Here is a 12,623-nt window from a genome sequence, read left to right as displayed (position 1 = left end):
CATAAGGAAAACAGGGAAAACATAGCCACGTTCTAAATCGTGGGCGAGGGTTCGATGAGGCTAATCTGTCCCAATTGCGGTGCTCAATACGAAGTAGACCTGCGCGTCATTCCTGACAGCGGCCGAGATGTGCAATGCTCGAATTGTGGTCACACATGGTTTCAAAAACCACAGAGTGATGCGGAAATCGAAAGCCAACCGGATGCTCCCGCGGTCGAAGAAAACCTGCCCGAAACATCGGATGAACCCGTAACGGAACCGAGCGATGACACCGAGGAAAACGCCCCCGAAGAATGGGTGAGCGAGGACCTCGCGGACGTGGAAATCGAAAGTGACGTCGAGGAGCCGCAGAGCGGTGACGATGTCGCCGAGGCTGTCGAGGAGCTGTTCGAAGACAATAGCGCCGACGAGATCGCTACAGACATCGAAGAGCCTGTCGCCGAGCCCGCACCAGCCGACATTGAAGAAGCCGTTGAAAACGTCGTCGATGACGCCACAGGCGAAGACGACTTCGAAGAAGACGAAGGTGCGCCGAATGCGCCGATTGCGACGAAACTTCCAGACGACGTGCGTGATATCCTGCGCGAAGAAGCTGATCTAGCGCGCAGCCAGCGCAACGCAGCAGGGACGTTGGAATCCCAACCCGAACTCGGGATTGACGCGCCTGCGCAGGACTCCGAAACCAAAGCGATCCGTGAAAGCATCGCCAAGATGGATAGCGCGGGCGACGAGGCCGATGATCCCGCCGCGCTTGCAGCGCTCGCCTCCGGGCGACGCCGCGATCTTTTGCCCGATATCGAAGAAATCAATTCGACACTGAGCGCCTCGTCGGAGCGTGATGATGACGGCGTTGTCCATGACGAAGAAACGCTGCGCGAGCGGTCGAACCGTCGCGGATTCCGTTGGGTTTTCACCCTTCTGGTGCTCCTCGCGGTGCTCGCAATTGTGTTGTATATGTTCGCGCCGAAGATCGCCGAGGCCGTTCCCCAATTCGCGCCGCTCCTCGAAAGCTACGTGAATGCCGCCAATGATCTTCGCATGAACCTCGATGTGATGCTCGAAAACGCGAGCGAACGTCTCACTGCGCTTTTGGCAAACCTCAAAGGCAGCTGATTTCCAAATTCAGTACCGGTCGAGAAGGCGTCCGAGGTAGTCACGTTCTGCCTCGGAACGATTCCGTTCGGCTGACCGGCGACGAATTTCGTCGAGCAATTCTTCTGCGCGCCGGTACACATCCTCGCGGTCGTTGAAGGCTTCGTCCGACCCGAATTGGCCGGTCTCACCCTGCGCACGCCCGAGCGGGTCGCGACGGGTCGGATCACTCCCATCTTGCCCGCCCGCTTCGCCTTGTTGGCCCGCCTGTTCTTGGCGATTTTGGGCCTGTTGCTCGCCGAGGCGGCGCATGCCTTCGCGCAGCGCTTCCATGGCCTCGGCCTGACCGTCGAGCGCGCCTGCGAGGTCGTCGTTGCGCAAAGCCTGTTCGGCTTCGTCCATCGCACGACCTGCGCGCCCGAGAGCTTCACTGGGGTCTTCGCCATCGCCACTGCCGCCTTGGGGGACATTGCGCTGTTGGCGTTCAAGCTCTTCTCGCAGAGCCTGCTGGCGCTGTGCGAGCGAGCCCATCTGATCGCCTGAACCGCCCTCTTCGCCCTGCTGGTCGCCATCGCCCTGAGACTCGCCCTGTGACTCGCCCTGCTGGCCTTCGCCCTGTTGGCCCTGCTGGCTTTGCCCCTGCTGACCCTGATTTTGGCCAAAGCGTTCCTGAAGGTCGGAGAAGGTGTCGTCGTTCAATTCCTGTTGGTCGCGCAACATGTTGCCCAGACCCTGCATCGTTTGATCGCCCTCGCCCTGACCTTGTCCCTGTGTGACGCGCATATTTTCGAGCATCTGGTTGAGCATATCGAGAAGCTGCTGCGCCTCGGCCATCCGTCCCTGTTCCATCAGCTCCTGAATGCGGTCCATCATCTGCTGCAGCTGGTCGCCGGTGATCTGTTGCCCCTCCTGTCCCTGATCGGGTTGGTCGGTGCCGTCATCCTGTTCGCCCTGCTGTTCGGCAAGCTGGCGGATATAATCGCGGCTGGCCTCGCGTAGCTCCTGCATGAGGCGTTCGATCTCTTCCGGTGTGGCCCCATCGCGCATCGCCTGTGCCAGACGTTCCTGCGCGCGGCGCAAACGTTCCAACGCCTCTTTTAATTCGCCGTCTTCCAGAAGTGTCGCAATCTCCCACAGCTCTTTCGCGATCGCCTCCACAAGGGCATCACCCATGGGATCAGGGCGCCCTTCGAGTTGCCCGATCACAGTGCGAAGACGTTCATCGAGCGAGGGGTCGTCGAACATCTCTTCAGGGCCCACGGAGACCGCGCGCAGAACCTGCGCTGCGCGCGCGGCGTTGGCGCGGTTCCACAACATCTCGCGGCGCACATCAACCAGAGCTGCGGCGAGGGGGTCAAAGAACCGCCGCCCCGGCAAGACGCCCAGACCCTGCACCGGGACGCTTGCCTGACCCGTATCGTCCCACGCCTGCAGGGATATCTTCACGGGTAGGCCGGAGAACGGGTGTTCGGAAAAGTTTTCTGCAAACAGCCCCTCGATATCAGTGCGATCACCTGTTTGTGGCAAGGCGACAGGCACCTCGATGGCGGCGCGCGGTTCGGGGGGAATTACATAGCCAAACTGCCGCGTCACGGCACCCGGGTCACGTTCGATCCGCATCACGGCACGTCGCACACCAAAGTCATCGCTGAGGCGGAATTTTTGACGTGTTTCACCGGACGGCGCACGCATCATCTCCTCTACCAACTCCACGACTGGCGCGGCATCGGGCACGAGAGCCACGTTCCACAGGTGCCCCGTCGGCCCGTCGATTTCAATTTCGCCAGACCGCGCAATCATAAAGTCGCGCAGGGTATTCTGGGTGTCGCTGGAAACCGTTTCGCGCAGGGTCAAAACGCCATCATCACCATAGAAACGAACGGTCACCTCCGCGCCTTTGGGCGCATCAAACCGGTCATCAAGGTCCGCGAGATAAAGAGTCGGCTTGCCCGTGTGGGCGGGCGGCTGAATCCACCCCTCCCAAATCGGGCCTTGAGCAATTGTGTCATTGATGGCGGAGGGTGTAAGAACGCTCCGCGCGCGCTCCACTGACCCAAACAAAAGACCAACCCCGAGCACAGTCAGCGCCATGAGCCGCAGCGCATAAGGGTCACGCGCGGCCAACCGCAAATCGGGGGCAACCGCACGCACATTTGAAAGGCGCGCCTGCATACGGCGCAGGTGGGCACGCCACAAAGCCTCCGCCACAGGTTCACCCGCACCGGATTCGGGGTGATCAGCGAGCGCCTGTAGCGGGCGTCCGGGCAGGGTTTGATCCAGCCGCTCACGCGCCGCACTGCGCGTCGGACGTTTCAGGCGGCGCAGACCGAGGACCAAGAACACCATAGTAATGATCGCAATACCCACCAGCACTGCAAACCGCGCAGGCTCCGGCACATAGTCGTGCAGTCCAAGAAGCCCTGCGCCAAGGCCAAAGGCGATGATAGAGACAAACGGCCAGAACGCGATCGATAGCGCCTCGGCCCATAGGCCGGCATGCGTCAGCCGGAGCGCACGCTCCAGCTTCTTTGCCGTTTTGTCGGAATGCTGGGTCTTGTCCGTCATCCGCCTCGCCCGTCTGGCCGTTCGCACCAGAAGGGCACGTTCTATAACCACACAGGGATGGTATCGCGGTTTATCATCTCGTCAAAGGTCGGACGCGGGCGAATGACAGCGAATTGATCGCCACTCACCATCACTTCGGGCACCAAGGGGCGTGAATTGTATTCCGACGCCATGACCGCGCCATATGCCCCTGCAGAGCGAAAGGCGACCAGGTCACCTTCGGCGAGCAGTGGCATAGCGCGCCCTTTAGCGAAGGTGTCGCCGGTTTCGCATACCGGCCCGACAATGTCATAGGTGCTTTGCTCGGCCCCCGCAGCGGGTTCAATCACCGGCACGATGTCATGATGGGCGTCATACATCGAAGGGCGGACCAGATCGTTCATCGCCGCATCGAGGATGAGGAAATCGCGGCCCTCACCATGTTTAAGATAGATAAGGGACGACACCAGAATACCGGCGTTGCCTGAAATCAGTCGCCCCGGCTCGATTTCAATTTCACACCCCAGATGGCCAACCGTGCGACGGATAACATCGCCATATTCGACCGGCAGGGGTGGCATTTCGTTCGAGCGCTCATAGGGAATGCCGAGCCCGCCACCAAGATCAAGACGACGGATATCGTGACCATCTTCGCGCAGGGCCTCTGTCAGATCCGCAACCTTTGTAAAGGCTTGTTCGAATGGTTCGAGCTGTGTGAGTTGGGAGCCGATGTGCACGTCGATGCCGACAACATCAATACCGTCCATCTTTGCCGCCCGCGCGTAGGCTTCGCGGCAGGTGGCGATTGGAATGCCGAATTTGTTTTCGCTTTTACCCGTGGCGATTTTCGCATGGGTTTTGGCATCGACATCGGGATTGACCCGCAGCGCAATCGGCGCGCGCAGGCCGAGCGATAGGGCTACCTCATTGAGGGCATCCAGTTCCGGCTCGCTTTCGACGTTGAACTGGCGGATGCCACCTTCGAGGGCGAGACGCATTTCCTCGCGCGTCTTTCCGACACCGGAAAATACGATGCGCTCACCCGGCACTCCCGCGGCGCGCGCTTTGCGATACTCGCCACCCGACACCACATCAATACCCGCGCCGAGGTCACCCAAGAGTTTCAGAACCGCGAGGTTGGAGTTCGACTTCATCGCAAAGCACACCAGATGCGGCATGCCGTCGAGCGCTTCGTCAAAGAGCCGGAAGTGCCGCGTCAGCGTCGCGGCGGAATAGACATAGAACGGCGTTCCTACGGCGGCGGCGATATCCGTCACGGGAACGTCCTCGGCATAAAGCGCGCCGTCACGATAGAGAAAATGGTCCATGCGTCCAACCTTGATGCAGCGTTGCGTTTGTTTAGCCGCCTCGCGCGGTCAATGGAATGAGCGCGATTAATTCGCGGGGAAGTGGATGCCAATGGTCGTCGACGTCGAGACGCCAGACTTGCTGTTGACGCCAATGGAGGTGGAGCCGCTCACTTCGGGCTGCACCGGATCACCGTCGACACCACAGGCCGCAAGCAGCCCACATCCCAAAAGCACTATCGCTAACCGTTTCATCCCAGCACCTCTTTCCAACGCGACACCTGAGCGCGCACCTGCGCCGGTGCGGTCCCGCCATAACTTGTGCGCGATGCGACCGAGTTTTCAACCGTCAACACGTCGAAAATGCCGTCCGTGATCGCTTCGTGAACGGATGTCATATCCGTCAGGGACAGGTCGGGCAGATCGCACCCCTTTTTCTCGGCGAGCGCGACGAGGGCGCCGGTGACATGGTGGGCGTCGCGAAATGGCAAACCTGCCTCGCGCACCAACCAGTCCGCCAGATCGGTCGCAGTCGAGAACCCCGATGCGGCAGCGGCGCGCAAATTGTCGGTATTCGCACTCATGTCCGACACCATCCCCGTCATGGCGGCAAGCGCCAGCATGAGGTTGTCGGCGGCGTCGAAAACCTGCTCTTTGTCTTCCTGCATGTCTTTGGAATAGGCCAGAGGCAGCCCCTTCATCACCATCATCAACGCAACATTTGCGCCGAAAATCCGGCCGACCTTTGCGCGGATCAGCTCGGCAGCGTCAGGGTTCTTTTTCTGCGGCATGATGGAGGAGCCGGTCGAGAACCGGTCCGAAAGGGTCACAAACCGGAACTGCGCCGAGGACCAGATCACCAGTTCTTCGGCAAAGCGCGACAGGTGCATCGCGCAGATCGACGCAGAGGACAGGAATTCGAGCGCAAAGTCACGATCCGCCACTGCATCGAGCGAGTTCGCCGTGGGCCGATCAAAGCCCAGTGCCTGTGCCGTCATATCGCGATCAATCGGAAACCCTGTGCCCGCAAGAGCGGCAGAGCCGAGCGGGCTTTCGTTCATCCGCGCACGCGCGTCGCGAAAACGGGACACATCGCGTCCGAACATCTCGACATAGGCCATCATGTGATGCCCCCATGTCACCGGCTGAGCGGTCTGCAAATGGGTGAACCCGGGCATGACCCAATCCGCGCCGGCCTCCGCCTGCGCCAAGAGCGCCTTTTGCAACGCCTCGAGACCCGTGATCGCCGCGTCCATTTGGTCGCGGGTCCAGAGTTTGAAATCGGTCGCAACCTGATCGTTGCGCGAGCGTGCTGTGTGCAGGCGACCTGCGGCGGGACCCACGATTTCCTTGAGGCGCGCCTCCACATTCATGTGGATGTCCTCCAGAGCGGTAGAGAATTCAAACGTTCCGCCCTCGATTTCTGACAAGACCGTGAGTAGACCTTCCCGAATAGCCTGCGCATCGTTAGGCTCGATTATGCCTTGAGCGGCCAACATCGCTGCATGTGCCCGTGAGCCTGCGATATCCTGCGTGGCGAGACGTTTGTCGAAATCGATCGACGCGTTGATCGCTTCCATTATTGCATCGGGTCCTGCGGCGAAGCGCCCGCCCCACATGGTGTTTGTATTTTTTTCCGTCATGGACCTGTCCGAATGCTGAAGACCTTTGTTGCCGCCCTCCTCTACACGGCCCTGATGCTCGCCGCAATTCCCGCGCCTGCGCTGGATGCGCCCGGGCTGCGCGACCTGCGCGAGGGAACCATGCGCAAACTGGAGATTCACGACACGCCGCGCGATATCAACACAGTCTCGATCACGGATCTGGACGGGGCCGTAGACGATCTGGCGCAGTACGCCGGCAAACTGGTGATCGTGAACCTCTGGGCCACTTGGTGTGTGCCCTGCCGCGTGGAAATGCCCGCGCTGGACGCGCTCGCGGCTGAATACGGTGATGACGGCCTTGTGGTTCTGCCAATCGCGACGGGGCGCAATGCGAAACGCGCCATCACGGAATTCTACAAAGAGGCGAACATCACCACCTTGCCGATCCGTTTGGACCCGAAAGGTCAATTGGCGCGCGAACTCGGGGTCTTTGGCCTGCCAGGAACCATCGTGATTTCTCCCGAAGGCAAAGAGATCGCGCGCATGAAAGGCGATGCCGAATGGTTCTCGCAATCCGCACGCGCGATCGTGGACGCCCTTTTGGCCGAGATGCCTCAGGACGAATAATCCTCGACGCGTCGGCGGCGCGGCCAAACATTTGGGCCGCGCGCAAGCGCTCTAACAGTTGAAAATTTTCCTAAGATTTTGGCGAAACCCAGCCGTCTCCAAAATTATCTATTTATTTTCAGATGGTTATCTGTTTCCTACAACTTGTCGAGTGGCAGGATTACAATTTTCTGTTTTACCGGCTGTTAGCCTTCGCACCGCAAAGTCTCATTGAAGTTCGCAATGTGAAGAGTAGCGGGGCACATCATGTCGAATAGGTTCGAACACGGGGGCGAATTGGGTGATCCATTATCGGTTGCCGTGGCCCAACGTGATAAAGACACGATGACGATGGTCAAAGAAGCGATCCGGCGAAAGCAGGTGTTGCTGGCATTTCAGCCAATCGTTCAAACCCGCCACCCCGAACGCCCTGCGTTCTATGAGGGGTTGGTACGGGTGCTCGACCGGACTGGTCGGGTTATTCCGGCGCGGGAATTCATCGACGTTGCGGAAAACTCCGAAACGGGACGCGCCCTCGACTGCCTGTCGATCGAAATGGGTCTCGATGCGTTGGCATCGCAACCGAATCTGCGTCTCGCGATAAATATGTCTGCGCGGTCCATCGGATATCCGCGTTGGAAAGAAACCCTTATGCGCGGCCTCGCCGCCGATTCCACGGTCGCAGAACGATTGATTCTCGAAATCACGGAACGCTCGGCAATGGTCATGCCCGACCTCGTTTCAGTCTTTATGACTGACATGCAGAGCTACGGTATCTCCTTTGCCCTCGACGACTTCGGCGCGGGGTATACTGCCTTCCGGTATCTCAAAGACTTCTACTTCGACATGGTCAAAATTGACGGCGAATTCATTCGCGGCGTTTCCACAAACACCGACAACCAGATCCTGACACAAGCACTCGTCAGCGTCGCGCGCCACTTCGATATGTATACGGTCGCGGAATATGTCGAAAACTATGAGGACGCGGAATATCTCGCCTCAATCGGAGTTGATTGTATGCAGGGGCATTACTTTGGTGCAGCCACAATCGATCCTCCCTTTGACACGCGTCAGGGCAACCTGAAAACGGGTTAAGCTTACGCAGGGACACTTTCGTGACCTATGTCAAAGTGAATTCCTCTGACGCCGCATAAAGGAATGCGCACGGAGAGGACTGCACCAGTTGCAAAGTCGGTGGCCTTTGGGCACTCTCCCTATGAAATTCTGGGAGAAAGAGGCTCACCATGACCCAAGTCGTAATCGCATCCGCCGCACGCACCGCCGTCGGCAGTTTTTCTGGCGCATTTGCTAACACGCCGGCCCATGATCTTGGCGCCGCCGTGCTCGAAGAGCTCGTCGCACGCGCCGGCATTGAGAAAGGCGAAGTGTCCGAAACGATTCTCGGTCAGGTGCTCACCTCAGGTCAGGGTCAAAACCCCGCCCGTCAGGCCCACATCAACGCAGGTCTTCCAAAAGAATCGTCCGCATGGAGCATCAACCAGGTCTGTGGTTCCGGCCTTCGCACCGTTGCTCTCGGCGCGCAGCACATCCTGCTTGGCGACGCGGACATCATTTGTGCAGGCGGACAAGAAAACATGTCGATGTCTCCCCACGTGGCAAACCTGCGCGCAGGGCACAAAATGGGCGACATGAAGTTCATCGATTCTATGATCAAAGATGGTCTTTGGGACGCATTCAACGGCTACCACATGGGCACCACTGCCGAAAACGTAGCCGAGCAATGGCAGATTTCCCGCGACCAGCAGGACGAGTTCGCGGTCGCTTCCCAGAACAAAGCAGAAGCTGCCCAGAATGCGGGTAAGTTCGATGACGAAGTGCTGGCCTTCACCATCAAGACCCGCAAGGGCGACATCGTCGTGAACAAAGATGAATACATCCGTCACGGCGCCAATATGGAAACCATGCAGAAACTTCGCCCCGCTTTCTCGAAAGACGGCTCGGTGACGGCTGGTAACGCATCGGGCATCAACGACGGTGCCGCAGGCGTCCTCCTGATGAGCGCGACCAACGCGGAAAAGCGCGGCATTGAACCGCTCGCACGCATCGTATCCTATGCGACTGCCGGTCTGGACCCGTCGATCATGGGTGTTGGCCCAATCTTTGCATCTCGCAAGGCGCTCGAAAAAGCCGGCTGGAAAGCCAGTGACCTGGATCTCGTCGAAGCGAACGAAGCCTTCGCAGCTCAGGCCTGTGCGGTGAACAAAGACATGGGTTGGGACCCTGCGATCGTGAACGTCAACGGCGGTGCAATCGCCATCGGTCACCCCATCGGTGCCTCCGGTGCGCGCATCCTCAACACGCTGCTATTCGAAATGAAACGACGCGATGCAAAGAAAGGTCTCGCGACACTTTGTATCGGTGGGGGCATGGGGGTTGCTCTCTGCGTCGAACGCGACTAACCAGAACCGGCTGCGCAATTAAGTTGCGCAGTCGCCGCATGTCGGCACATTAAAATAACTCGGTGGAGGAGGATACGATGGCCAGAGTTGCGCTCGTAACGGGAGGATCCCGCGGGATCGGTGCTGCTATTTCAAAGGCGTTGAACGACGCCGGATACACGGTTGCCGCAAACTATGCGGGCAATGACGAGGCTGCGGCCAAGTTCACCGCCGAAACCGGTATCAAAACCTACAAATGGAACGTGGCAGACTACGACGCCTCGAAGTCCGGTATCGCGCAAGTCGAAAGCGACCTCGGCCCGATTGACGTTGTGGTGGCAAATGCGGGCATTACGCGCGACGCACCTTTCCACAAAATGACCCCTGAGCAGTGGCATCAGGTGATCGACACAAACCTGACCGGCGTGTTCAACACCGTCCATCCGGTGTGGCCCGGTATGCGGGAGCGTAAATTTGGCCGTGTCATCGTGATCTCATCGATCAACGGACAGAAGGGCCAGTTTGCCCAGGTCAACTACGCCGCAACGAAAGCTGGCGACCTTGGCATCGTGAAGTCTCTCGCGCAGGAAGGCGCGCGGGCAGGCATCACAGCCAATGCAATCTGCCCCGGCTACATCGCGACCGAAATGGTCATGGCGATCCCCGAAGAAGTCCGCAACAAAATCATCGCGGGCATCCCCGCCGGTCGCCTCGGCGAACCCGACGAGATCGCGCGCTGCGTAGCGTTCCTTGCCTCCGATGACTCGGGCTTTATCAACGGTTCGACCATCTCCGCAAACGGCGCACAATTCTTCGTGTAGCCAAGCGAACAGACCGACGAAGGGCCGCCGATTTGGCGGCCTTTTTTCTTGCCATTTTGTGAGGTGCGCATTCTAACGCCGGCATGAATACACAGATCGCGACCCTTATCGGTTTCTTTGCCGTCCTCCTTTGGGCCCTGCTTGCGGTTTTGACCGTTGGCACCGCCCCTGTGCCGCCATTCCAACTGAACGCAATGTGCTTTTCCATCGCGGGAACTATCGGCGTTGTCTGGACGATTTGGACGAACAAATGGCACCTCTTGCGCGCGGTGCCGCTACGCGCCTACGCTTTTGGAACGGCCGGCCTGTTCGGATACCACGCCCTCTATTTTGCAGCGCTCCGATTGGCACCACCCGCCGAGGCAGGGCTCATCGCCTATTTGTGGCCCCTGTTCATCGTCCTTTTTTCGGGTCTCTTACCCGGCGAGCGGATCAGACCACTCCATATCCTTGGAGCCATCGTGGCTTTTCTGGGCGCAGCACTCATTCTTAAAGACGGCGCCTCGTTTTCAAAGGCAAATAGCCTCGGCTACGTGCTCGCTTTTTGCTGTGCACTTACGTGGTCCGGGTATTCAGTATTATCGCGCCAATTCAAAGGCGTACCCAGCGTCGCCGTGACGGTGTTCTGCATCGCAGCCGCTGTACTCTCGGCTGTCGCACATGTTCTCGTCGAAGACACGGTTTGGCCCACAACCACCGCCAATTGGCTCTCGGTGCTGGCCCTCGGCGCAGGGCCGGTTGGTCTGGCGTTCTATGTGTGGGATGTGGGCGTCAAGTTCGGCAATATCCAGCTACTTGGCACCGCGTCATACGCGGCTCCGTTGCTATCAACGCTTGCACTTGTCGCTACAGGGATGACTGAACCGCGTGCCGTTTTGTGGGGCGCGGCAGGTATGATTACACTTGGTGCGGCTTTGGCCGCTCTGGGGAGCCGCCAAAGCCGCTAGTCCCGTTTATGCGCTGGTAGAAAGACGAGCGATCTCTTCTTTGAGTCGCAGTTTCTGTTTTTTAAGGTCGGTGATACGGAGTTCGTCGATACCGGGCTGACGTTGTGCCGTTTCGACTTTCTCCGAGAGGTGTTGATGTTTCTTCTTCAGTTCTTCCAGATGGGAACTCAAGCTCATAGCGTCTCCTCTCAGTCAGGTTGAATGTAAAACCTATGTAACGATTGCATCACACAAAACGAGTCGTGTCACGGGTTTCATATGCCCCTTGTGTGCGCCATGAGAGTAACGCGCGAAAGATTGCCAATGTCTTTAGGATGACCATTCGAGCGGCGCACCGTTCCGAAGGATGGAACGCGCCTCAATCGTATAATCATCACGGTCGCTATCATGGTGAGTTCCATCATGCATGATGAATGGCGCCTCCAGAACCAAATCCGCCCGCCCGCCTTTTCGCGCCTGCACGATGACGAGTTCGGCCGCCCGTCCGATGCGCGCCGAAATCGGACGGATGCGGATAGATCCCACGCGGAGATCCATTGCGCGCAGGACATCAGCCAACCGGTCTGCGCGCTGGATCAACGTCAAATATCCCTTTGGCAAAAGACGCCGCGTGGCAAAATCGATCCACGTCTCCAAAGACGTCGATCCGGCAAGCGCAATGTCGCGGCCCTCATGGGGAGATGCGGTTGACCTTTCACGCCGATAATAGGGCGGGTTGGTAATGACGTGATCAAAGGACATCTCGTTCAATGCCGCGGGCGGGTTGGCCAGATCGCCCTCGAAAACCTCAAAAGCAATGCCATTAGTTCCGGCATTGCGTCGCGCCAGCGCAGCATACGCCGGCTGGACCTCTAGCCCCGACAGTTGAAGTCCTGAGACGCGCGCGCCGAGGCAAAAGGCAGCCGTGCCGACCCCACACCCGATATCAAGCACCCGCTGGTTTGGTTTCGCAGGCGTGGCCGCTGCGAGCAGAACAGGATCAACACCCGCGCGGTAGCCAAAACGCGGCTGCGATATCGTCAATCGTCCGCCGAGAAACCCGTCACGTGTTTCCTCAGATGTCGTCACACATCCTCCAGCGAAAAATCGTTATCGATCAGAATGCGGCGTGCGATCAAATAGTCGCCATCGCGCACCATCAGGCGGCGCGGCAATATGCCAATGCTACCTTCCAGCACGCTCATGTGGACGTCCATTTCAAAGCAGTCTATATCCTCCCCAGCTAGCAAAGCCTTCGCGAATACGATCTGGGTCGGGTCTGTTGTTCGTAGGATCTGTTTCATCAAGATGATCTAAATCCAGT

General features: G+C 58.7%; 13 protein-coding genes. 6 read left to right on the top strand and 7 right to left on the bottom strand.

The window, feature by feature from the left end:
* Positions 1–54: 54 nt before the first annotated feature.
* The gene (locus tag ABD815_RS05315; protein WP_344844523.1) at positions 55–1,113 is read left to right on the top strand and encodes a zinc-ribbon domain-containing protein; all 1,059 of its coding nucleotides are present in this window, start codon (positions 55–57) and stop codon (positions 1,111–1,113) included.
* Positions 1,114–1,122: 9 nt separating this feature from the next.
* Here the strand turns inward: ABD815_RS05315 and ABD815_RS05310 are convergent, their stop codons facing one another.
* The 4 genes from ABD815_RS05310 to argH all read right to left on the bottom strand — a co-directional run bounded on the left by ABD815_RS05310 (position 1,123) and on the right by argH (position 6,586).
* Positions 1,123–3,657 carry a DUF4175 domain-containing protein gene (locus ABD815_RS05310; RefSeq protein WP_344844518.1) on the bottom strand — a complete coding sequence of 845 codons (2,535 nt, stop codon included), beginning with the start codon at positions 3,655–3,657 and terminating at the stop codon, positions 1,123–1,125.
* A gap of 41 nt (positions 3,658–3,698) precedes the next feature.
* On the bottom strand, positions 3,699–4,964 hold the full coding sequence (gene lysA, locus ABD815_RS05305; protein WP_344844514.1) for a diaminopimelate decarboxylase: 1,266 nt from the start codon (positions 4,962–4,964) through the stop codon (positions 3,699–3,701).
* Positions 4,965–5,030: 66 nt separating this feature from the next.
* Positions 5,031–5,198, bottom strand: a complete 168-nt coding sequence (locus tag ABD815_RS05300) for a hypothetical protein (protein WP_344844511.1) — start codon at positions 5,196–5,198, stop codon at positions 5,031–5,033.
* Positions 5,195–6,586: an argininosuccinate lyase gene (gene argH / locus ABD815_RS05295; protein WP_344844508.1), complete on the bottom strand. Its 1,392-nt coding sequence runs from the start codon at positions 6,584–6,586 to the stop codon at positions 5,195–5,197. The genes ABD815_RS05300 and argH overlap by 4 nt, the downstream gene beginning before the upstream one ends.
* 12 nt (positions 6,587–6,598) lie before the next feature.
* On the opposite strand from argH, the gene ABD815_RS05290 reads away from it, so the two are divergent.
* From ABD815_RS05290 to yddG, 5 genes are all read left to right on the top strand, one after another.
* Positions 6,599–7,174 (top strand): TlpA disulfide reductase family protein, encoded by a 576-nt coding sequence (locus tag ABD815_RS05290; RefSeq protein WP_344844505.1) that lies wholly within the window; start codon positions 6,599–6,601, stop codon positions 7,172–7,174.
* A 246-nt stretch (positions 7,175–7,420) separates the two neighbouring features.
* A complete protein-coding gene (locus tag ABD815_RS05285) occupies positions 7,421–8,248 on the top strand; it encodes an EAL domain-containing protein (protein ID WP_344844502.1) in 828 nt (275 codons plus the stop codon).
* 149 nt (positions 8,249–8,397) lie between these two features.
* On the top strand, positions 8,398–9,573 hold the full coding sequence (locus tag ABD815_RS05280) for an acetyl-CoA C-acetyltransferase (protein ID WP_344844500.1): 1,176 nt from the start codon (positions 8,398–8,400) through the stop codon (positions 9,571–9,573).
* A 77-nt stretch (positions 9,574–9,650) separates the two neighbouring features.
* Positions 9,651–10,373: an acetoacetyl-CoA reductase gene (gene phbB, locus ABD815_RS05275; protein WP_344844498.1), complete on the top strand. Its 723-nt coding sequence runs from the start codon at positions 9,651–9,653 to the stop codon at positions 10,371–10,373.
* An 83-nt stretch (positions 10,374–10,456) separates the two neighbouring features.
* Positions 10,457–11,320, top strand: a complete 864-nt coding sequence (gene yddG, locus ABD815_RS05270) for an aromatic amino acid exporter YddG (protein ID WP_344844495.1) — start codon at positions 10,457–10,459, stop codon at positions 11,318–11,320.
* Positions 11,321–11,326: 6 nt separating this feature from the next.
* Here the strand turns inward: yddG and ABD815_RS05265 are convergent, their stop codons facing one another.
* The 3 genes from ABD815_RS05265 to ABD815_RS05255 form a co-directional block, all read right to left on the bottom strand.
* Entirely contained in the window at positions 11,327–11,497 is a 171-nt protein-coding gene (locus ABD815_RS05265) for a YdcH family protein (RefSeq protein WP_344844491.1), read from the bottom strand.
* Positions 11,498–11,629: 132 nt separating this feature from the next.
* A complete protein-coding gene (locus ABD815_RS05260) occupies positions 11,630–12,388 on the bottom strand; it encodes a tRNA1(Val) (adenine(37)-N6)-methyltransferase (RefSeq protein ID WP_344844488.1) in 759 nt (252 codons plus the stop codon).
* On the bottom strand, positions 12,385–12,603 hold the full coding sequence (locus ABD815_RS05255) for a putative signal transducing protein (protein WP_344844484.1): 219 nt from the start codon (positions 12,601–12,603) through the stop codon (positions 12,385–12,387). Before ABD815_RS05255 ends, ABD815_RS05260 begins: the two co-directional genes overlap by 4 nt.
* Between the last annotated feature and the right edge of the window lie 20 nt (positions 12,604–12,623).

Source organism: Celeribacter arenosi (assembly GCF_039539485.1).
Lineage (GTDB): Bacteria > Pseudomonadota > Alphaproteobacteria > Rhodobacterales > Rhodobacteraceae > Celeribacter > Celeribacter arenosi.
This window is presented reverse-complemented; position numbering and strand designations above follow the sequence as displayed.